Raw genomic sequence first — 21,981 nt, 5'->3', positions numbered from 1 at the left:
CCTCCCTGTTATCCCAGTAAGCGATGAATACGTTGCAACCCCGTCACCAGGCGATCCACTTCTTCATGGGTGTTATACATTGCCAGCGACGCCCGACACATGGCCGGCACCTGATAAAACGCCATCAGCGGCATTGCGCAGTGGTGTCCGGTCCGCACGGCGATCCCGTAATTATCGAGAAAGCTGCCGACGTCATAAGCGTGATGTTTCCCGAGATTAAAGGCAATCACGCCAAGCCGGTCAGTCGGACCATACAGCGTGAGATCCGGCACCGTCGTCAGTTGCTCCAGCGCATAGTGCATCAGGTTCTGTTCGTACTCACCAATCGCCTCCAGCCCCAGCGCTGAAACATATTCCAGCGCCGCACCAAAACCGATAATCCCGCCGGTATTCGGCGTCCCCGCTTCGAAGCGCCACGGCGCTTTCGTCCAGGTGGTGCCCTGCGTCAGGCTGACAGTGGCGATCATCGACCCTCCCCCTTCCCACGGCGGCATCTGTTGCAACACCGCCTCTTTGACGTAGAGCACGCCAATACCGGTCGGACCATACAGCTTGTGGCCCGAGAAGACGTAAAAATCACAGTCCAGCGCCTGAACGTCTACCGGGTGGTGCATCACCGCCTGCGCACCGTCCACCAGCACCTTCGCACCATGCTGATGCGCCAGCGCGGTCATTTCGGCGATCGGGTTTTCAGTGCCCAGCACGTTTGAGACGTGAGTGATCGCCAGCAGTCGGGTTTTCTCATCAAACAGAGTGGGCAGGACTTCCTGTTGCAATGTACCGTCGGGGTTCAGCGGGATCACCCGCAGTTCGGCCCCCACGCGCGCGCACAGCATCTGCCACGGCACAATGTTGGCATGGTGCTCCATCTCACTGATGATGATGTTGTCGCCCGCATGCACGTTCTCTGGCCCCCAACTGTTGGCGACCAGGTTAATGCCCTCCGTCGTACCACGCACAAACACCAGTTCTTCCGCCGAGCGCGCGTTAATAAACAGCGATGCCAGCTTACGCACGTTTTCCATTTTTTCGGTCGCCTGGGCGCTGAGGGTGTGGATCCCCCGATGCACCGCCGCATAGCCGTGACGATAAAACTCGGCTTCTGCGTCAATCACCTGCGCCGGTTTTTGTGCGCTGGCGGCACTGTCAAGATACGCCAGCGGCAGGCCGTTCACTTCACGCGTGAGGATGGGGAAATCCGCACGCACCTTGTCGATGGGAAATGTCATGCTACGCCTCCCGGCAGACGCTGGCCTATCCGCGACAGCACCTGGTGTTTCAGCGCCTCGTCGCTCAACGCTTCCGTCAGTTCTGCGGCAAAGGCATAAAGGATCATCTGCTGCGCATCCCGCTGAGCTATCCCGCGCGAACGCAGGTAGAACATCTGCTCATCGTCAATGCGCCCTATCGTCGCTCCGTGGCTGCACTTCACGTCATCGGCGTAAATCTCCAGTTGCGGTTTGGTATCCACCTCCGCGAGCTTTCCGAGCAGCAGGTTGTTGTTCGTCATCTGCCCGTCCGTTTTGATCGCGTGTTGGGCAACGTTAATCAGCCCGTTAAACACCGCACGGCCCTTATCGCTGACGATCGTTTTATGCAGTTGTCGGCTGTTGCAGTAGCCTTTGTTGTGCTCAAGCCAGGTGCGGGTATCACAGACCTCATTTTTCACCGGCATCGCCAGGCTGTTGATCCTGAGCGTCGTGTTCTCTCCGTTCAGTTGAGTACTGGTGTTATGACGCAGCACCGCATCGCCAAGCAGAAAACTGTGGCTGTGGGCCGAGGCATCCGCCGCCAGCAAAATATCGTTATGAGCAAAGTGATGGCTGAGCGGATTTTCAAACGCCAGCTTGATGTGACGCAGGTGCGCGTTTGCCGCCACGTTCATGGTCAGGCGCGCGCCGGTGAAATGTCGGGCATCGTTCAGACTGACGTAATGTTCGATGATCGTCGCCTCCGCGCCTTCCGCCAGCTCAAGGTGATGGCGATAGTGCGCCGTGTTTACTTCCTCAGCGGATACGCCCTGGGTGATGTGCATCAGCACCAGCGGTTTTACCGGGCGCTGATTACGCTTAACGCGGATATGCGTCACGCTACGCGCCAGGCCTTCAGTGAGATGCAAGAACACCTCCGGCTGTACCGCCGTCGGCAGGGTCTGGCGTTCATCGTTGATCGCCACCTCAAAGCCGCTGTTTTCCCAGTTGTCGCTAAGCGTCGGGCTGAACTGACCGTCAACAAACACCAGCCGCAGCGCCTCAACGTTGAGCGCTAACGCATCGCGCTGCGCCGGGGTAACATCGGCGTTGCGACTGACGAACAGGCTGTTGGTAAGGCCTTCCAGCGGCGTATATTTCCAGTTCTCATGCTTGCGCGTCGGCAGCCCCAGGCGCAGAACCTGCTGGAGATGCTGTTGCGCCTGCTGTGAGCGCGTCTCGCCCTGCGCTTCAAACAGATGATGCCATTGTTGCAGCGCATTACTGCTGTTCGGTAAGCCAGCCATATCCCTGCTCCTCCAGTTGTTTGACCAGCGTGAAATCGCCAGACTTCACAATCCGCCCCTGATACAGGACGTGGACAAAATCAGGTTTGATATAGTCAAGAATACGCTGATAGTGGGTGACAATAATGAACGAGCGCTTACCGTCACGCAGTGAGTTGACGCCATCGGCAACCACTTTCAAGGCATCAATATCCAGCCCGGAATCCGACTCATCGAGAATACACAGTTCCGGCTCCAGCACCGCCATTTGCAGAATGTCATTACGCTTCTTCTCGCCACCGGAAAAACCGACGTTCACCGAGCGGGTTAGCAGATCTTCCGGCATCTTCAACAGCGCGATTTTCTCTTCCATCAGATCCTGAAAATCGAAGCGATCCAGCGATTCCTGTCCGCGATAAGTGCGCACCGCATTGAGCGCCGTTTGCAGGAAAAACTGATTGCTGACGCCAGGGATTTCCACCGGATACTGGAAGGCCATAAAGATGCCTTCACCCGCTCTCTCTTCCGGCGCCAGGTCGAGCAGGTCTTTCCCTTTAAACATCACCGACCCGCCGGTGACTTCGTAATCTTCACGCCCTGCCAGCGTCGCAGAGAGCGTACTTTTCCCGGAGCCGTTTGGTCCCATAATGGCATGCACTTCTCCCGGACGAACCTCGAGGCTCAACCCACGCAGGATCGCTTTCTCTTCCACACTGACCTGTAAATCTTTAATCGTTAACATGTTGCTTCCTTAACCGACGCTGTGTTCAAGGCTAATGGCTAATAATTTTTGCGCTTCAACGGCGAACTCCAGCGGCAACTCCGAAAAAACGTCCTTACAGAAGCCGTTGACGATCATCGAGATCGCATCCTCTTCGCTGATGCCGCGCTGCAGGCAATAGAACAGCTGATCTTCACCAATCCGCGAGGTGGTCGCTTCATGCTCCAGCTGCGCGCTGTTGTTCCGGCATTCGACATACGGGAAGGTATGCGCCCCGCAGTCGGCGCCAATCAGCATTGAGTCGCACTGGGTGAAGTTACGGGCATTGGTGGCCGTCGGCATAATTTTGACCAGACCACGATAGCTGTTCTGGCTGTGTCCGGCAGAGATCCCCTTTGAGATAATGGTCGACCGGGTGTTCTTGCCAATGTGGATCATCTTGGTGCCGGTATCCGCCTGCTGATGTCCGCTGGTCAGCGCCACCGAATAAAATTCACCGATGGAGTTGTCGCCACGCAGAATGCAGCTTGGGTATTTCCAGGTAATTGCCGATCCGGTCTCCGACTGGGTCCACGACATTTTGCTGTTCTCACCCTCGCACAGCGCGCGTTTGGTGACGAAGTTCAGAATACCGCCGGTGTTGTTATCGCCAGGGAACCAGTTCTGAACGGTGGAGTATTTCACCTCGGCGTCTTTGTGGATGATCACTTCCACTACCGCCGCGTGAAGCTGATAGCTGTCGCGCACCGGTGCTGAACAGCCTTCGATATAGCTCACATAGCTGCCTTCATCCGCTACCAGGATCGTGCGCTCAAACTGCCCGGTCTTCTCGGCGTTAATGCGAAAGTAGGTGGAAAGCTCCATCGGACAGCGCACGCCTTTCGGCACATAAATAAAGGTGCCATCAGAAGCGACCGCCGCATTTAGCGCGGCGAAGAAGTTATCGTTGCCGGGTACGACGGTGCCAAGATACTGTTTCACCAGTTCGGGATGATCGTGAATCGCTTCGCCGAACGAGCAGAATATGATCCCCTGCTCCGCCAGTTTTTCACGATAGGTGGTGGCAACAGAGACAGAGTCAAAGATGGCGTCAACTGCCACCTCACGGCCTTCGCGCACCGGTACACCGAGCTGTTCAAAGGCAGCCTCCACCTCTTTACTGAGGAAAGCATTCGCCCCGGTTTGCTGTACCGCTCCCGGTTCCGACACGCAGGTCTCATCACAATTCCCGCACGAGGGCGCGGAATAGTAGCTGTAGTCCTGATAATTCAGCTTCTCATAGTGCGCCTTTAACCAGTGCGGCTCCTGCATGTCGACCCAGGCCCTGTACGCATTGAGGCGAAACTCCAGCATCCACTCAGGTTCATTACGTTTGGCCGAAATGGCGCGTACCACCTCTTCGTTGATCCCTTTCGCCAGCTCATCCGTTTGCAGTTGGGTAAAGAAACCCTCCTTGTAATTCAGAGGGCCGCCGGTCCAGGTTTTGACATCGTCAGTTGCTTCAGTATTACGAGACATAGTACCGCCTATACCCCAAAGCTTTCGCCACAGCCGCATTCGTTCTGGGCCTTCGGGTTATGAAATTTGAATAACTGGTTTAATCCTTCGCGGACGTAATCCACTTCCGTGCCGTCGATGAATGGCATCGCCTGCAGCGGGACGTAGAGCTTCGCGCCCTCAACCTCGAACAGCAGATCGTCTTTCTCCGGCTCGCTGACGGTATCCAGCACATAGCCAAAACCGGCGCATCCCGTCTGCTTAACGCCCAGGCGCACGCCCAGCATGCCAGGCTGCTTTGCGACCAGTTCGCGAATATGCGCTGCTGCCGCAGGGGTGAGCGTCAATCCGCGCCAGGCGAAATCGTCCGGATTAAATGTTCCTGAATGCAATTCCATAGGGTTACCTCGCATAATGAGCCATCAGGCTATAACACCATGTTAGTGATAACGATTCTCACTTCAACCCCTCAACAGCAGGGGCATTCTGGCGTTTCACCCTTTTTGACCACTTTTATTAAGCATAGACCCTGCCGCGCGGGTTAAGAGGAATGGATGAATTTGTTCAATGCATTGATTGATAATGACTTTAACGTTCATCATCGACCTGGCAGGTCAAAACAGTAAAGATGTATAGAAAATGACTATTTCAGGGATAGGAATAACATGAGGAGGGTGAAAGCACAGAAAAACAAAACCCTTAAGGTTGTCAGTAACAGCCTTAAGGGTTCCGGCCCCATCCGGCGCTTATCTCCGGCACTCACGATGGCTTAGCTCTTGAAGGGGCGATAAGAATAGTCTCATATTGCCGAAGGTCATTTTTAACACAAATTGCTATCCCGCACTTTTTTGTGGCGGATCAATTCCATGCGTTACGACATCGTTGCCTGGATTGCCTCCAGAAACAGCCGAAGCCCAACGGGCTGATGCTCACGGGAAAGATACAGACCGTACACGGCAAGGCGTCGGGGTTGCAGCATCGGCAGCAGGCGTACCAGTTGCCCCTGCGCGAGTCCTTCACGCGCTTCCTTTTCCGGCACCAGCGCGATCCCCATGCCTGCCAGCGCAGATTCGCACAGCAGAGACGAGATCCCGGCGCTCAGATTTCCCTTTATCGCCACCGAGGCCGCCTCGCCCCGTTCGTCGAGAAAATGCCACGATTTCCCAGCAAACCCACTGTAATACAGGCAGTTATGCTGAGCGAGATCCTCCAGCGTCTGCGGGATGCCGTGCTGGCGCAAATACGCCTCTGACGCACACAGAACCGATTCGCAGTCGCCGAGTCGGCGGGCAATCGTACCTGGCTCGGGGTTATCGGTAATACGAATCGCGACATCAATGCGTTCACCGACCAGACTGACCGGCTGATTGTTTATCTCAACTTCAATGCGCAATTCTGGATACCGTGCTAAAAAACCTGGTAGCACCGGCGCGAGAATGTGCATTGCCGTAAAGTGCGCACACGCGACGCGCAGCGTTCCGGAGGGAATCTCTGTCGCCGACGCCGCACCAATCGCCTGCGACAGCTGCGCCAGCGTTCTCGTCTTCACCAGCGCCTCTTCTCCGGCTGGCGTAATCGTCAGCCTGCGCGATGAACGATGAATCAACCGCGCGCCTGCCCATTTCTCCATCTCATCAAGATAACGGCTCACCATCGGTCGGGAGAGTCCCAGTGCCCGCGCCGCCGCACTCAGGCTGCCTAAATCGCAGATATGATTGAATACCGTCGCCGCCATGACTCTGTCCATTGCTACCCCATCCGATCGTTTTATGAAACTCAGCATGTTCTGATACAGGAATTCTAACAGATCCAAATTTCCTTAAAATACAGGCCACACCCAGAACAATTTCATCTGCATAAGGTTATCCCTCATGAAAAGTAAACTGCTGACCCTGTTGTTGCCTGCTGTCGCCTCTCCACTGTTTGCCGCACCGCTGCAACTTGACGTCTATAACCCACAGGAAAACGCCATCTTCCCTGTTTCTTCAACGCTGGTATCCGGCCCGACGGAAGCCATATTGTTTGATGCGCAGTTCAGCACTAAAGACGGGGCAAAACTGGTGGAGATGATTAAATCCCGTGGCAAAACGCTGAAAGCCATCGTGATTACCTCCGGCGATCCAGATTTCTATTTTGGCCTGGAGCCGATTGTGAAAGCTTTTCCTGACGCGAAGGTACTGGCGACACCATCGGTCGTTGAGCATATTCGTGCCACCAAAGAGGCTAAGCTGCAGTACTGGGGACCACAGATGAAGGATGGCGCGCCAACGGCGCCGATCGTTCCGCAGACCACCGCTGAAACGCGTTTTAGCGTAGATGGTGAAACGCTGGAATTGCGTCATCCTAATGATTACGCGGCGTATGTCTGGGTACCGGCTAACCGGGCGATCCTCGGCGGCACGGGCGTGGCGGCAGGCATTCATGTCTGGACGGCTGACACCCAGACGCCGGAGCAACGCGCATCATGGCGTAATATCCTGACTGAAATGCACAGCCTACAACCAAAGCAGGTCATTCCCGGTCATTACCTTGGTGAGCGCCCTGCTGGCGATGGCGCTATCCGCTTCACGCAGGATTACCTGCAATCGTTTGAACAGGCGCTGGCGTCGAAACAAGGTTCGGCCTGGGTCATTAAGACGATGAACGCCGCGTGGCCGGGACTGGCAGATGAAAGCTCGCTGGAATTGAGCGCGAAAGTGAATTCGGGCGAGATGACGTGGTAGCACCGCTGCGTAAGGACCAAAAAAAAACCCGACTCAGGTGTCGGGTTCTCTTTACGCTGACAATCACAGAATCAATGAACGCCAAGGCGCCAGGCAAAATAGATCTCTTCTTTTAACTCGGTGGAAGAGAGCGTCAGTAAATCGGTAAATTCGAGCTCAAGTTGTTTTAGTTTTTTAAGGTATTGGGCTGGAGAGAGCTCTGTTTTATCACGACGTAAAAACTCAATTGCCAGTTGGGCCGGGTCTAGTTGGCTAGTCATATCATCCTCGCTTATGGTCAAAACCTGCACAGTATATCACCTTTTGCTGCGCAGATTATGACCAAAAGCAATAGTGATCACACTTTTTCCGGTGACAACGTCACACAACGGCCGTTGTCAACCGCGAGGTACAGCACAGTCGCTGCTGCTCATCGTAGATGTCAATCTGCCAGACCTGATGTCGGGAGCCGGTATGAATTGCCTTACAGACTCCCTTTACGCGCCCTTCCCGCGCGGAGCGAACGTGATTAGCATTGACCTCCAGCCCCACCACTTTTTGCTCGCCCTGAGTACACAGGTAACCCGCAACCGAACCGATGCTTTCAGCGAGCACAACAGAGGCTCCGCCGTGTAGCAGGCCAAACGGCTGCTTCGTGCGCCCGTCAACGGGCATTGACGCTTCAAGCGTATCGTCGCCGATATGCTCAAAGCGAATATCCAGCAGGCCAACCATATTGCCTTCGCCCATCGCATTGAGGGCGTCGAGGGTCACTTCACGTTTCCAGATCATCCAATAATCTCCAGTAATGCCTGCACAGGATGGCGCACGTCAGTGCCTTCGACGCGTTTCACCTGGCTGCGGCAGGAATATCCCGTCGCGAGGCAACGACTACGCGGCAGTCGCTCCATCGCCTGGTGCCACGACAACTCGTAGATACCCAGCGAACTCGCATGGTTCTTCGCCTCATGACCGTAAGTACCGGCCATACCGCAACACCCCACGCTGACATTTTCCAGCTTCGCGCCAAAGCGGGCAAAAATTGACGCCCATTGCGCCGGCGCGCCGGGCAGCGCGGTCACTTCGGTACAGTGGCCGAAGAAATACCAGGATTCACCGCTAACGTCGCGCGGTTCGTGCGAGGCCAGCGCCGTTGCCAGCCACTCATTAGCGAGTTGGACATGGAAATCGCCGCGCTGTTCGCCTAGCGCCAACTTGTACTCATCGCGATAACAGAGCACCAGCGCCGGATCGACGCCGACCATCGGCATGCCCAGTGTTGCCACGCGGTTCAAAAAATCAGAGGTCTTTTTGGCGGTCTTCGCAAAACGCGTCAGGAATCCTTTGATGTGCTGTGCTTTACCGTTTGGCGAGAACGGCAGAAGAACCGGCTGCATCCCCAGTTTTTCGACCAGACGGACGAAATCCGCCACGACCTGCGCGTCGTAATAGCTGGTAAACGGATCCTGCACCACCAGCACCGTATTGGCTTTCTGCGCATCCGTGAGCGCTTCAAGCTGTTCCAGCGTCATGTTCGCCGAGCGATGACCAACCATCTGCTGTTGCAGTGACGGCGTCGACAGCAGCGGCAGATCGACCATGCCAATATGTTTTGCCGACAGCTTGCGCACCAGCGGCTGATTAATAAAGAAGTTGAAGGTCTTCGGCGCCCGCGCCATCAGCGGCGCATAGGTTTCGACCGTCGCCACCAGATGGTCACGCAGCGGGCGCAGGTAGCGGGTATGGTAAAGCTGCAGGAAGCGCGAGCGGAATTCCGGGACGTCGATTTTGATCGGACACTGCGTCGAACAGGCCTTACAGGCCAGACAGCCGGACATCGCCTCCTTCACTTCATGCGAGAAGTCATACTCGCCCTTGCTGGCATGCCAGGTGTTACGGGTGCGCGAAATCAGAGACCGCAGGCTGGGCCGTTTGCTCGCCAGCGCGTTTTCCAGTCGTACCGGATCAACACCGCGATCTGCCAGCAGACGCAGCCATTCACGCACCAGCGTCGCGCGCCCTTTTGGCGAATGGATGCGATTGAGGCTGATTTTCATCGACGGGCACATCGGGCTCTTCGCATCAAAGTTAAAGCACAGACCGTTACCGTTACATTCCAGCGCGCCTCGCCAGGTCTGGCGCACGGCCAGCGGGATTTGTCGGTCCCAGGTGCCGCGTTTGACCGCATCGACTTTCATCATCGGCGCGTCGATACCTTCCGGCGGACAAATTTTCCCCGGATTCAGCCGGTTTTGCGGATCGAATGCCGCTTTGACCTTCCGCAGTTCCGCGAAGAGTTCATCGCCGAAAAACGCCGGGCTGTATTCGGCGCGAAAACCTTTGCCGTGTTCACCCCACAGCAGACCGCCATATTTCGCCGTCAGTGCCACCACCTCATCGGAGATTTGCTTCATCAGCACTTCCTGCTGCGGGTCGCACATATCCAGCGCCGGCCGCACATGCAGCACCCCGGCGTCGACGTGGCCGAACATGCCGTAGCTCAGGCCGTGGCCATCAAGCAGTGCGCGAAATTCAGCGATGTAGTCGGCAAGATGTTCCGGCGGTACGCAGGTGTCCTCGGCAAACGGGATTGGTTTTGCCGCGCCTTTCGCATTTCCCAGCAACCCCACCGCTTTTTTACGCATTGCGTAGATACGCTCAACGCCCGCCAGTTCAGTACATAACTGCCAGCCAATCACCCCCGCCTCTTCACGCGCAATCAGCTCATCCAGGCGCTCGCACAGGGACGCAACCTGTCCGTCGATAACGGCTTCATCATCACCGGCAAATTCGACGATGTTCAGGCCGAGCATCTCTTTGTCCGGGACGTCGGTAATCAGTTCGCTCACCGAATGCCAGACGATGTCTTCACGCGCCAGATTCAACACTTTTGAGTCAACCGTCTCCACCGACAGCGCGCGCGCGTCCACCATGAACGGCGCATTCCGCAGTGCGGAGTCAAAAGAGTCGTATTTCACGTTCACCAGTCGGCGCACTTTCGGCAGTGGCGTAATGTCCAGCCGCGCTTCCGTAATGAACGCCAGCGTCCCTTCCGAACCGGTGAGGATCCGGGTTAGATCGAATTCACTCATGTCATCGTTAAAGACATGGCGCAAGTCGTAACCCGTCAGGAAGCGGTTCAGTTTGGGGAATTTATCAATGATCAACTGACGCTTTTCGCGGCAGCGCTCAAACACGGTGCGATAAATACGGCCAATGGCGGTGTTGCTCTGACCGAGCGTCTGTGCCAGTTCAACCGGCAGCGGCTGCGTATCGAGAATATCGCCACCCAGCAGTACTGCCCTCACGCCCAGCACGTGATCGGACGTCTTCCCGTAGACCAGCGACCCCTGCCCGGAGGCGTCGGTATTAATCATCCCCCCCAGTGTCGCCCGGTTACTGGTGGACAGTTCCGGGGCAAAAAAATAGCCATACGGTTTGAGATACTGATTCAGTTGATCCTTGATCACCCCGGCTTCCACCCGCACCCAGCCCTCTTCCGGGTTGATCTCAATGATGCGGCTCATATAGCGGGACATATCGACGATGATGCCCTGGTTCAGCGCCTGTCCGTTAGTCCCCGTACCGCCGCCGCGCGGGGTAAAAATCAGCGAGGTAAAGCGTGGTTGCGCCGCCAGACGGGCAATCAGCGCCACATCGGCCGTTGAACGGGGGAAAACCACGGCATCGGGGAGAAGTTGATAGATACTGTTATCTGTCGACATCGTCAGACGATCGGCATAACTGGTTGCCGTATCGCCGGTAAATCCTTGTTGCTCCAGCTCTTGCAAAAAATTAAGCACCAACTGAACGACGCCGGGTGCCTGAGAAATTTGTGGAATCATTATCGTGACCCTTTCCTGCGGTCTGTGTGTTGTGGGAGTTAATCGTTTGCTTATTGTTGTATCACATTTTTTTCTAATACACCCAACAGAAATACTGGCAGAATCCGCCTGTCAAAAACCGCTGAAATTGCTCATCATTATGAGACGTGTTTCACACGGTCGTGTCGCGTCAACGATCTGACGCACTACATAGGTGAAAGAGTTTATGGTCAATATTCGTCAGCCCAGGGATATCGCACAAGTGCTGCTGTCGGTGCTGTTTTTAGCCATCATGATTGTGGCGTGTCTCTGGATTGTTCAACCTTTTATTCTGGGCTTTGCCTGGGCCGGGACTATCGTCATTGCGACCTGGCCGGTTTTACTGCGCCTGCAAAAATTACTCTGGGGGCGGCGTTCGCTGGCGGTTCTGGTGATGACGCTCTTATTAGTGCTGTTGTTTGTGATCCCGATTGCGCTGCTGGTCAACAGTCTCGTTGATGGCAGCGGCCCTCTGATTCACGCCATCACGAGCGGTGATATGACGCTACCGGATCTGGCCTGGCTGAACAGCATTCCGCTGGTCGGCGCGAAACTGTATGCCGGCTGGCATAACCTGCTGGATATGGGGGGGACGGCGATCATGGCGAAGGTCCGTCCGTACATTGGCACCACGACCACCTGGTTTGTCGGTCAGGCCGCTCACATCGGTCGCTTTATGATGCACTGTGGCCTGATGCTCTTATTCAGCGCCCTGCTGTACTGGCGCGGTGAGACGGTGGCGATGGGTATTCGTCATTTTGCCTACCGTCTGGCCGCAAAACGTGGCGACGCGGCGATGCTGCTGGCCGCACAGGCAATCCGCGCGGTGGCGCTGGGGGTGGTCGTCACAGCGCTGGTGCAGGCGGTGCTGGGCGGCATCGGTCTGGCCGTTTCCGGCGTGCCTTACGCCACACTGCTCTCCGTGGTGATGATCCTCTCCTGCCTGGTACAACTGGGGCCGTTACCGGTTCTGATTCCAGCCATTATCTGGCTTTACTGGACTGGCGATACCACCTGGGGAAGCGTGCTGCTGGCGTGGAGTTGCGTGGTCGGGACACTGGATAACGTGATTCGCCCGATGCTTATCCGTATGGGTGCAGATTTGCCGCTGATCCTGATCCTCTCCGGCGTTATTGGCGGCCTGATTGCGTTTGGCATGATTGGTCTGTTTATCGGTCCGGTGCTGCTGGCCGTTTCCTGGCGACTGTTCTCGGCCTGGGTCAACGAAGCGCCTGTGCCGGGCAGCAAACCAGAGGAACTTCTCGAGGAACTGAGCGAAATCGAAGGCCTTAAAAAATAACACGATAGCAGGCGACTCCGGTCGCCTGATTGTTTAATCTCGCTAATCAATCACGTACTTCTGCTTATCTGTAGCGCCTGTTACCGCTTCGTCATCCCTGATTTGTGTCGCAAATTCTTTACAGTTTTTAAACTATTGAGACGAATCTGATCGACGCTAAAACGCCCGATACCCTACTATTAGGTCACGGTTATAGATCAAGACATTGATTTATAAGTATGGAAATCCCCTGAGTGAAACAACGAATTGCTGTGTGTAGTCTTTGCCCATCTCCCACGATGGGCTTTTTTTTATCCTGAAATCGCCTCCGTCACTTGCCTGCAAGTAATATTCACAGACCGATAACAAAGAATATTGCACAAGATATTGTGACTCTCTTCATGCCGAAATCTGTTTAATAGTGTTATTTATGCCTTATTGTTTTTTAATATGGGGTCATTCAATGATGAACGCTTATGAACTACAGGCATTACGTCAAGTTTTTGCAATGACCATTGAAGAGTGCGTGTCATGGATTGCGCCAGATTATAATGTCACCAACTGGCAGCAGTGGGAAAATGGCGAATGTGAACTGCCTCCCGCGATTGTTGCAACACTACTGGAAATGCGCAGAAAAAGAAAACTACGTATTAATGCCATTATAGAGAAGATAAACAATCGCATTGGCAATAATACCATGCGTTTCTTTTCTGATTTAACCGATTTCCAGTCAGTCTACCGTGATGGTACTTTTCTTGACTGGAAAATTTATCAATCCGTTGCTGCCGAACTCTATGCCCACGACCTGGAACGATTGTGTTAGACCACATATTTCCTGCCACCGGCGATTCATACTAAGAAACGTTAAATAAACAGATCGATTGTACTTTTAAGGCACGGGTATTTAACCCGTACCAGGGAAAATCATTAGCAATTTCGCTGAGCAGGCATCATGAAAAATCACTATTTCCCCACCGCGATGGGGCTGTATCTCAATTACCTGGTGCATGGCATGGGAGTCATCCTGATGAGTCTCAACATGGCATCGCTCGAACAACAGTGGCAGACAAATGCCGCAGGTGTGTCTGTCGTTATCTCCTCATTAGGTATCGGGCGCTTAAGCGTCCTGTTTTGCGCCGGATTGCTATCCGACCGGTTTGGTCGCAGACCCTTTATTATTCTGGGGATGCTCTGCTATGTGACGTTCTTTTTCGGTATTCTGACGACCCATAACATCATCATCGCTTATGCGTTCGGGGTCCTCGCCGGCATGGCGAACAGTTTTCTGGACGCGGGCACCTATCCCAGTCTGATGGAGGCCTTCCCTTCTTCGCCGAGCACCGCCAACATCCTGATTAAGGCCTTTGTCTCCGGTGGGCAGTTTTTACTCCCCATCATCATCAGTCTGCTGGTCTGGGCGGAACTGTGGTTTGGCTGGTCATTTATCGTTGCCGCCGCGATCATGTTGATTAACGGCCTGTTTTTACTTCGCTGCGCTTTTCCCCCGCATCCTGGGCGCCGCGCCGCGCCGGTCGCACCGGTACACGAACAGCGCCCGGCAGAAAAACATCGTTGCGCATTTATCGATCTGGCCAGCTATACCCTGTATGGCTATATCTCGATGGCCACGTTTTATCTCATCAGCCAGTGGCTGGCGCAATACGGTCAGTTTGTCGCCGGAATGTCGTATACGCTGTCGATAAAATTGCTGAGCATTTATACCTGCGGTTCGCTGCTCTGCGTATTGATTACCGCCCCGCTGGTACGCAAAACGGTACGTTCAACCACCTTACTGATGCTGTACACCTTCGTCTCATTTATCGCCCTGTTGACGGTGTGCCTGCATCCCACGGTGTATGTTGTGATTGTCTTTGCTTTTGTGATCGGCTTTTCGTCAGCCGGAGGGGTGGTACAGATAGGCCTGACCCTGATGGCAGCCCGCTTCCCGCATGCCAAAGGGAAAGCCACCGGCATTTATTACAGTGCTGGCAGCATTGCGACTTTCACGATCCCGCTGGTGACGGCCCATCTTTCACAAAGAAGCATCGCCGATATTATGTGGTTTGATACCGGCATTGCCGCCATGGGTTTCCTGTTGGCGCTGTTTATCGGCTACCGCAGTCGTCTCGAAACAAAACGCCAGTTGATGATATCGCCTTTAGCGGAATAAGGCTGAATCCGTCGTAAGCAATATTGTTATCGCTGACTGCAATATAATTTGTATAACGTCAATAACATCAGCAAAACGTCGCAGGAGAAGTGGGCTTTCACACTTTCATCTGCAATATACCTGGTAATGAAAACGTCATGTTATGTAGTTCATGCCGTTGCACAGCCGTATATTAATAAAAAATCGCCGGATATAAAAATGCCGACGAAAACAGAATTAAATTAACCGGCAAGGAGCATTGAAAAAATGTCACAGAATAAGGCCTTCAGTACGCCATTTTTCCTGGCGGTCATCTGTATTTATCTCAGCTATTTTCTCCACGGCATTAGCGTCATTACGCTGGCGCAAAATATGACTTCCCTCGCCGCTAAGTTTTCTACCGACAGTGCGGGGATCGCCTATTTAATTTCCGGTATCGGGCTGGGGCGTCTGGTCAGTATTCTGTTTTTTGGCGTCCTGTCGGATAAATTTGGTCGTCGGGCAATCATTCTGCTGGGCGCCGCGCTCTATATTCTCTTTTTCTTCGGTATTCCTGCCAGTCCCAACCTGATGGTGGCCTTTGTGCTCGCCGTATGCGTTGGCGTCGCTAACTCTGCACTGGACACCGGAGGCTATCCGGCGCTGATGGAGTGTTTCCCGAAAGCGTCAGGTTCGGCGGTGATCCTGGTCAAGGCAATGGTCTCCTTCGGGCAGATGCTCTATCCGATGCTGGTCGGCTATATGCTGCTCAACAACATCTGGTACGGCTATGGCGTGATCATTCCTGGCGTTCTGTTTGTGCTGATTACCCTGATGCTGCTGCGCAGTAAATTTCCTGGCCAACTGGTGGATGCCAGCGTCGCCAAAGAGTTGCCGCAGATGAACAGCAAACCGCTGGTCTGGCTGGAAGGCGTGGCTTCTGTCATGTTTGGCGTAGCGGCGTTTTCCACCTTCTATGTCATCGTGGTCTGGATGCCGAAATACGCTATGGCCTTCGCCGGAATGGAAGAAGCGGATGCGCTGAAAACCATCACCTGGTATAGCCTGGGCTCGCTGGTTTGCGTCTTTATCTTTGCCGCGCTGCTGAAAAAAATGGTTCGCCCCATCTGGGCTAACGTCTTTAACGCTGGTCTGGCGACCGTGACCGCCGCTGTCATTTATCTCTGGCCGTCTCCGCTGGTGTGTAACGTGGGCGCGTTTGCGATTGGTTTCTCCGCAGCGGGGGGGATTTTACAACTGGGCGTGTCGGTAATGTCGGAATTCTTTCCGAAAAGCAAAGCCAAAGTCACCAGCGTTTATATGATGATGGGCGGCCTCGCGAATTTTGTTATTCCGTTGATTACTGGCTACCTCTCCACCATCGGCCTGCAATACATCATTTTACTGGACTTCGTTTTTGCTCTGCTGGCCTTCATCACCGGCATTATCGTATTTATTCGCTATTACCGGGTCTTCAATATTCCGCAGAACGATATCCGTCTGGGCGAACGTTATTTTTCGACAAAAAGTTAAGCGACAATTTAAGGAGTCATGTTATGGATGTAACCGCGAAATATGAACTGATCGGCTTGATGGCTTACCCTATCAGACACAGTCTGTCACCTGAAATGCAAAATAAGGCGCTGGAGAAAGCCGGATTGCCGTTTACCTATATGGCCTTTGAAGTCGACAACAGCACCTTCGCAGGCGCCATCGAAGGGCTGAAAGCGTTAAAAATGCGCGGTACTGGCGTATCGATGCCCAATAAGCAGTTGGCCTGTGAGTTCGTTGATGAACTGACTCCGGCGGCGAAACTGGTGGGCGCCATTAATACCATCGTCAATGATGACGGTTATCTGCGCGGTTACAACACCGATGGCACGGGCCACATTCGCGCGATTAAAGAGAGCGGTTTCGATATCAGGGGTAAAACCATGGTATTACTGGGTGCCGGTGGTGCATCCACTGCCATCGGCGCGCAGGCGGCCATTGAGGGGATCAAAGAGATTAAACTCTTTAACCGTAATGATGAGTTCTTCCAGAAAGCGCTGGATTTCGCCAAACGAGTGAATGAAAACACGGACTGCGTGGTGACAGTGACAGATCTTGCCGACCAGCAGGCCTTCGCAGACGCGCTGGCGACGGCGGATATCCTGACCAACGGCACCAAAGTCGGCATGAAGCCACTGGAGAATGAATCTATCGTCAGCGACGTGAGCCTGTTACGTTCGGAACTGCTGGTCACGGAATGCGTCTACAACCCGCATATGACGAAGTTACTGCAGCAGGCGCAACAAGCCGGTTGCAAAACAATCGATGGTTACGGCATGTTGTTGTGGCAAGGTGCTGAACAGTTCAAACTGTGGACCGGCAAAGATTTCCCGCTGGAATATGTAAAACAGGTAATGGGGTTTGCGGCCTGACGGCCAGGAACTAAGACTGATAAAAGGTATTAAATGAAAACCGTAACCGTAAATAACCTCGTGGTTGGCGAAGGGGCTCCAAAAATAATCGTCTCGCTGATGGGTAAAGATCTCGCCAGCGTCCGCTCAGAAGCGCAGGCCTATCGCGACGCGGATTTCGACATTCTGGAATGGCGCGTTGACCATTTTGCCGATGTCGCCTCTGCCGATGCCGTGCTGGAGGCTATCCGCGCGATCCGTGCCGAGATGCCTAAAACTCCCCTGCTGTTTACCTTCCGCAGCGCGAATGAAGGGGGTGAGCAGGCTATTTCGACTGACGCCTATCTCGCGCTGAATCGCGCGGCTGTCGACAGCGGTCTGGTCGATATTATCGATCTCGAACTGTTTACCGGTGATGAACAGGTCAAGGCGACGGTTGACTATGCGCACAGCAAAAACGTCAAGGTCATCATGTCCAACCATGATTTCCACAAGACCCCAGCAGAAGAAGAGATCGTGGCGCGACTGCGCAAAATGCAGGAACTCGGTGCCGATATTCCGAAGATAGCCCTGATGCCACAGAGCCATAGCGATGTTCTGACGCTGCTTTCCGCCACGCTGAAAATGCAGGAGCAGTACGCCGACCGTCCGGTTATCACCATGTCGATGTCAAAAACCGGTGTGATTTCGCGCCTGGCGGGTGAAGTCTTCGGGTCAGCGGCAACCTTTGGTGCGGTTAAAAAAGCCTCCGCGCCCGGACAAATATCCGTTAGCGACCTGCGTACGGTATTAACGATTTTACATCAGGCTTAATGCACTAAATAAAGGCGGGAAAAATATCCTCCCGCCATAAAATATAAATTTCACCCCACAGTGAATATTTCACATAAATATTCAGCGGATGCCTACGCCTGAACACCAGCGGTGTACGGTTTCTGCCGGGTACCCAGGAGTTAATATGAAACCTGAAAGACCACCCCGCGTAAATGGTCGCGTGCCTGTGCTCTCGGCCCAGGACGCGGTTAATTATATTAAAGATGAAGATGTGCTGTGTATATTAGGTGCGGGTGGCGGTATTCTGGAAGCCACCACCTTAATTACCGCATTAGCCGATAAATATAAACAGACGCAAACGCCGCGTAATTTATCAATTATCAGTCCGACCGGTCTGGGCGATCGCGCCGATCGCGGAATCAGCCCGCTGGCCCAGGAAGGGCTGGTGAAATGGGCCCTGTGCGGACACTGGGGGCAGTCGCCGCGTATTTCGGACTTAGCGGAACAGAACAAAATTGCCGCCTATAACTATCCGCAGGGCGTACTGACCCAGGCGCTGCGCGCTTCTGCCGCTCATCAGCCTGGGATCCTCAGCGATATTGGGATCGGTACTTTTGTTGACCCACGCCAACAGGGTGGCAAGCTCAATGAGGTCACCAAAGAGGACCTCATCAAACTGGTGGAGATTGATAACAAAGAATATCTCTACTACAAAGCGATTGCGCCCACCGTGGCGTTTATCCGCGCCACAACCTGCGACAGCGAAGGCTACGCCTCGTTTGAAGATGAGGTGATGTACCTCGACGCGCTGGTGCTGGCTCAGGCGGTACATAACCACGGCGGCATTGTGATGATGCAGGTGCAGAAGATGGTCAAAAAAGCCACACTGCATCCCAAATCCGTGCGTATCCCCGGCTATCTGGTGGATATCGTGGTCGTTGACCCGGATCAGACGCAACTGTACGGCGGCGCGCCGGTGAACCGTTTTATCTCGGGCGATTTCACCCTCGACGACAGCACTCAACTCACCCTGCCCCTCAACCAGCGCAAACTGGTCGCTCGCCGCGCGCTGTATGAGATGCGTAAAGGCGCGGTGGGTAACGTCGGCGTCGGCATCGCGGATGGCATTGGGCTGGTGGCCCGGGAAGAAGGCTGTGCGGATGACTTTGTGCTGACCGTCGAAACCGGCCCCGTTGGCGGCATCACCTCACAGGGCGTCGCCTTCGGTGCGAACGTCAACACGCGCGCCATTCTTGATATGACCTCGCAGTTTGACTTCTACCACGGCGGAGGACTGGACGTTTGCTATCTGAGCTTTGCGGAAGTCGACCGTCACGGCAACGTCGGGGTACATAAATTCAACGGCAAAATCATGGGCACCGGCGGCTTTATCGATATTAGCGCCACCTCGAAGAAAATTGTTTTCTGCGGCACGTTAACCGCCGGCAGTCTGAAAACAGAGGTTGCCGACGGTAAATTAACCATCGTCCAGGAAGGCCGGGTGAATAAATTCATCAGCGAACTACCGGAAATTACCTTCAGCGGAAAAATCGCGCTCGAGCGCGGACTGGACGTGCGCTATATCACCGAGCGCGCGGTATTTACGCTGAAAGAGGACGGTCTGCATCTTATTGAGATTGCCCCTGGGGTGGATCTGGAACGCGATATTCTGGCCAAAATGGATTTCGCACCGGTTATTTCGCCGAACCTGAAACTGATGGATGAAAGATTATTTATCGACGCCACCATGGGTTTTGAACTGCCGGAAGCGGCTAATTAAAAGGAGTACGATGATGGACTTTTCTTTAACCGAAGAGCAAGAGCTGCTGCTTGCCAGTATTCGAGAACTGATCACCAGCAATTTTCCGGAAGAGTATTTCCGTACCTGCGATCAGACGGCGACCTACCCCAGAGAGTTTATGCGCGCGCTGGCCGACAACGGTATTTCTATGCTGGGCGTACCGGAAGAGTTCGGCGGCATTCCGGCAGACTACGTGACGCAAATGCTGGCCCTGATGGAAGTGTCAAAATGTGGCGCCCCGGCCTTTTTGATCACCAACGGCCAGTGTATTCACAGCATGCGCCGCTTTGGTTCGCCAGAGCAACTGCGCAAAACAGCGGAAAGCACACTGGAAACCGGCGATCCGGCCTATGCGCTGGCGTTAACCGAGCCGGGTGCGGGTTCTGATAACAACAGCGCCACGACCAGCTACACGCGCAAAGACGGCAAGGTTTACCTGAACGGTCAGAAGACGTTTATTACGGGCGCAAAAGAGTACCCGTATATGCTGGTGCTGGCGCGCGACCCGGAGCCGAAAGATCCGAAGAAAGCCTTTACCCTTTGGTGGGTGGAGTCCAACAAGCCGGGGATCAAAATCAACCCGCTGCACAAAATCGGCTGGCATATGCTCAGCACGTGTGAAGTCTATCTCGACAACGTTGAGGTGGATGAAAGCGACATGGTGGGCGAAGAAGGCATGGGCTTTCTCAATGTGATGTACAACTTTGAGATGGAACGACTGATCAACGCTGCGCGCAGTACCGGTTTTGCCGAATGCGCCTTTGAGGATGCAGCGCGTTATGCCAACCAGCGCATTGCGTTTGGTAAACCGATTGGACACAACCAGATGATCCAGGAAAAACTGGCGCTGATGGCTATCAAAATCGACAATATGCGCAATATGGTGCTGAAGGTGGCATGGCAGGCCGACCAAGAGCAGTCGCTGCGTACCAGCGCCGCCCTGGCGAAACTGTACTGCGCCCGGACGGCAATGGAAGTGATTGACGATGCAATCCAGATTATGGGCGGGCTGGGTTATACCGACGAAGCGCGCGTCTCCCGATTCTGGCGCGATGTACGTTGTGAGCGTATTGGCGGCGGGACGGATGAGATCATGATTTATGTAGCAGGTCGGCAGATCCTGAAGGATTATCAGAACAAGTAAACGCCAGGCCGGATACGGTGCTTGCACCGCTATCCGGCGGTTCGTTCGCTAACCGATATTTGCTAACCGATAATGGAATAAAAACTCAGACGTCAGACAACAGGCAGGCCTGCTCTGCCAGATTGTTTTTAAACTGTTTACGGTAATCGCCTGGCGAACAGCCAACGTGGCGCAGAAACAGCTTCGCGAAGTGGTCGACATTCTCGTACCCAACGCGCCAGGAAATTTCGGCCTGTGAATAATCGGTATTGGTTAGCGCAAATTTCGCTTCGGTCATCCGCCGCTGAATCACATAATTGATCGGCGAAATATGGTACTCGCGGGTAAATTCGTGGCAAATATAGCTGACGCTGGCACGAAATTTTTTTGATAACTGCTCAAGCGTAATTTTCTCCCGATAATTATTATTGAGGTAGACCAGAATATCTTTAATCAGAACATCTTTTTTAATATGGCCTTGTTCCGAACGATAAGCATTTTTAAAGTTTTCGTAAAAGAGAACCGTCAACGCATAGGCAAATGCATCGCACACAGACGACGTCAGCCCATTTTTACTTTGCGGCAGCATCACGCTGAGTTCATTAAAAATACTTTTGATCACCTCTTTACCCTGGCCGACGGCAACCACCGGACAGGAATGCGATTGCAGCAGTTGGTTCTCTTCCCAGCCCTGAAAGCAAAAGCCGTACAGCGCGCAGGTGTAGGTAGTGGCAGGCGCGTTCACATCCGACGTCACGGCATGCAGTCGCCCCCGCTCCACGACGACGATATCATCCTCGTGAGCCACATAAAGTGAAGAGTCGATAATTAATCTGACAATGCCTTTTTTAACGTAAATCAGCTCCGTCTCATTATCATGGACATGATGACCAGACTCCCATCGGGGATCATCACTAATGACAAATCGGGAAAATCGCGGGGTCTTACCCTGGTCAAAAAGGCTTTCCATTGCATTATCAAAGCAGCGTTGATACATGACAACCTCCACAAGCAGATAGTAATCCTGAACAATATAATAGGGATAAAATAAAGCGAGTACGGCGGTTATACAACTGCATTTAGTGAGGGCAAAACAAGATTATTTCTCTCACCTGCAAGATAATACGTTTAATTCTCGCAAATTATTTTCTGCTCAATTCTTTTGCATGAGCGATCGCACTTTTTTTGCAAGATACCTGGTAACGAAAACAGATT

Annotated in this window: 19 protein-coding genes and 1 other RNA gene; 10 read left to right on the top strand and 10 right to left on the bottom strand. The window is 53.7% G+C overall.

Annotated features, from left to right (window positions below; all coding sequences use genetic code 11):
- Positions 1-8: 8 nt before the first annotated feature.
- The 6 genes from sufS to ACERJC_RS05770 form a co-directional block, all read right to left on the bottom strand.
- Positions 9-1,229, bottom strand: a complete 1,221-nt coding sequence (gene sufS / locus ACERJC_RS05795; protein WP_373671236.1) for a cysteine desulfurase SufS — start codon at positions 1,227-1,229, stop codon at positions 9-11.
- The gene (gene sufD, locus ACERJC_RS05790; RefSeq protein WP_373671235.1) at positions 1,226-2,497 is read right to left on the bottom strand and encodes a Fe-S cluster assembly protein SufD; all 1,272 of its coding nucleotides are present in this window, start codon (positions 2,495-2,497) and stop codon (positions 1,226-1,228) included. The genes sufS and sufD overlap by 4 nt, the downstream gene beginning before the upstream one ends.
- The gene (sufC, locus tag ACERJC_RS05785; RefSeq protein ID WP_152404878.1) at positions 2,472-3,218 is read right to left on the bottom strand and encodes a Fe-S cluster assembly ATPase SufC; all 747 of its coding nucleotides are present in this window, start codon (positions 3,216-3,218) and stop codon (positions 2,472-2,474) included. The genes sufD and sufC overlap by 26 nt, the downstream gene beginning before the upstream one ends.
- A 9-nt stretch (positions 3,219-3,227) precedes the next feature.
- Positions 3,228-4,715, bottom strand: coding sequence for a Fe-S cluster assembly protein SufB (gene sufB / locus ACERJC_RS05780; protein WP_152404879.1), 1,488 nt, complete (start codon positions 4,713-4,715; stop codon positions 3,228-3,230).
- Positions 4,716-4,723: 8 nt separating this feature from the next.
- The gene (sufA, locus tag ACERJC_RS05775; protein ID WP_152404880.1) at positions 4,724-5,092 is read right to left on the bottom strand and encodes a Fe-S cluster assembly scaffold SufA; all 369 of its coding nucleotides are present in this window, start codon (positions 5,090-5,092) and stop codon (positions 4,724-4,726) included.
- Positions 5,093-5,565: 473 nt separating this feature from the next.
- On the bottom strand, positions 5,566-6,441 hold the full coding sequence (locus ACERJC_RS05770) for a LysR family transcriptional regulator (RefSeq protein ID WP_373671234.1): 876 nt from the start codon (positions 6,439-6,441) through the stop codon (positions 5,566-5,568).
- Positions 6,442-6,565: 124 nt separating this feature from the next.
- Here ACERJC_RS05770 and ACERJC_RS05765 point away from each other — a divergent pair, with 124 nt between their 5' ends.
- A complete protein-coding gene (locus tag ACERJC_RS05765) occupies positions 6,566-7,417 on the top strand; it encodes a Vmh family MBL fold metallo-hydrolase (protein WP_373671233.1) in 852 nt (283 codons plus the stop codon).
- A gap of 71 nt (positions 7,418-7,488) precedes the next feature.
- Here the strand turns inward: ACERJC_RS05765 and ACERJC_RS05760 are convergent, their stop codons facing one another.
- The 3 genes from ACERJC_RS05760 to ydiJ all read right to left on the bottom strand — a co-directional run bounded on the left by ACERJC_RS05760 (position 7,489) and on the right by ydiJ (position 11,241).
- Entirely contained in the window at positions 7,489-7,677 is a 189-nt protein-coding gene (locus tag ACERJC_RS05760) for a YdiH family protein (RefSeq protein WP_042320056.1), read from the bottom strand.
- A gap of 100 nt (positions 7,678-7,777) precedes the next feature.
- Positions 7,778-8,188, bottom strand: coding sequence for a 1,4-dihydroxy-2-naphthoyl-CoA hydrolase (gene menI / locus ACERJC_RS05755; RefSeq protein ID WP_152404883.1), 411 nt, complete (start codon positions 8,186-8,188; stop codon positions 7,778-7,780).
- Positions 8,185-11,241, bottom strand: a complete 3,057-nt coding sequence (gene ydiJ, locus ACERJC_RS05750; protein WP_373671232.1) for a D-2-hydroxyglutarate dehydrogenase YdiJ — start codon at positions 11,239-11,241, stop codon at positions 8,185-8,187. The genes menI and ydiJ overlap by 4 nt, the downstream gene beginning before the upstream one ends.
- A 205-nt stretch (positions 11,242-11,446) precedes the next feature.
- Here ydiJ and ydiK point away from each other — a divergent pair, with 205 nt between their 5' ends.
- The 9 genes from ydiK to ACERJC_RS05705 all read left to right on the top strand — a co-directional run bounded on the left by ydiK (position 11,447) and on the right by ACERJC_RS05705 (position 20,787).
- A complete protein-coding gene (gene ydiK, locus ACERJC_RS05745) occupies positions 11,447-12,559 on the top strand; it encodes an AI-2E family transporter YdiK (RefSeq protein ID WP_152404885.1) in 1,113 nt (370 codons plus the stop codon).
- A gap of 186 nt (positions 12,560-12,745) precedes the next feature.
- Positions 12,746-12,853: antisense sRNA RprA (gene rprA, locus ACERJC_RS05740), an RNA gene on the top strand.
- A gap of 151 nt (positions 12,854-13,004) precedes the next feature.
- Complete coding sequence (locus ACERJC_RS05735) at positions 13,005-13,361, top strand: YdiL family protein (RefSeq protein WP_178824552.1); 357 nt, start codon at positions 13,005-13,007, stop codon at positions 13,359-13,361.
- Positions 13,362-13,490: 129 nt separating this feature from the next.
- Positions 13,491-14,708: an MFS transporter gene (locus ACERJC_RS05730; RefSeq protein WP_373671231.1), complete on the top strand. Its 1,218-nt coding sequence runs from the start codon at positions 13,491-13,493 to the stop codon at positions 14,706-14,708.
- A gap of 246 nt (positions 14,709-14,954) precedes the next feature.
- Positions 14,955-16,199, top strand: a complete 1,245-nt coding sequence (locus ACERJC_RS05725) for an MFS transporter (protein ID WP_152404887.1) — start codon at positions 14,955-14,957, stop codon at positions 16,197-16,199.
- A 23-nt stretch (positions 16,200-16,222) separates the two neighbouring features.
- On the top strand, positions 16,223-17,089 hold the full coding sequence (gene ydiB, locus ACERJC_RS05720; protein ID WP_373671230.1) for a quinate/shikimate dehydrogenase: 867 nt from the start codon (positions 16,223-16,225) through the stop codon (positions 17,087-17,089).
- Positions 17,090-17,122: 33 nt separating this feature from the next.
- Entirely contained in the window at positions 17,123-17,881 is a 759-nt protein-coding gene (gene aroD / locus ACERJC_RS05715; RefSeq protein WP_178828407.1) for a type I 3-dehydroquinate dehydratase, read from the top strand.
- Between the two features lie 145 nt (positions 17,882-18,026).
- On the top strand, positions 18,027-19,622 hold the full coding sequence (locus tag ACERJC_RS05710) for an acyl CoA:acetate/3-ketoacid CoA transferase (protein WP_286633165.1): 1,596 nt from the start codon (positions 18,027-18,029) through the stop codon (positions 19,620-19,622).
- Positions 19,623-19,635: 13 nt separating this feature from the next.
- Positions 19,636-20,787 carry an acyl-CoA dehydrogenase gene (locus tag ACERJC_RS05705; protein ID WP_152406336.1) on the top strand — a complete coding sequence of 384 codons (1,152 nt, stop codon included), beginning with the start codon at positions 19,636-19,638 and terminating at the stop codon, positions 20,785-20,787.
- 85 nt (positions 20,788-20,872) lie between these two features.
- Here ACERJC_RS05705 and ACERJC_RS05700 read toward each other — a convergent pair whose 3' ends face one another.
- Complete coding sequence (locus ACERJC_RS05700; protein WP_373671229.1) at positions 20,873-21,763, bottom strand: AraC family transcriptional regulator; 891 nt, start codon at positions 21,761-21,763, stop codon at positions 20,873-20,875.
- Between the last annotated feature and the right edge of the window lie 218 nt (positions 21,764-21,981).

The organism is Citrobacter telavivensis (assembly GCF_041807075.1).
Taxonomy (GTDB): domain Bacteria; phylum Pseudomonadota; class Gammaproteobacteria; order Enterobacterales; family Enterobacteriaceae; genus Citrobacter_A; species Citrobacter_A telavivensis.
The sequence above is the reverse complement of the archived record's forward strand: the minus strand, read 5'-3'. Positions and strand labels throughout refer to the sequence as shown.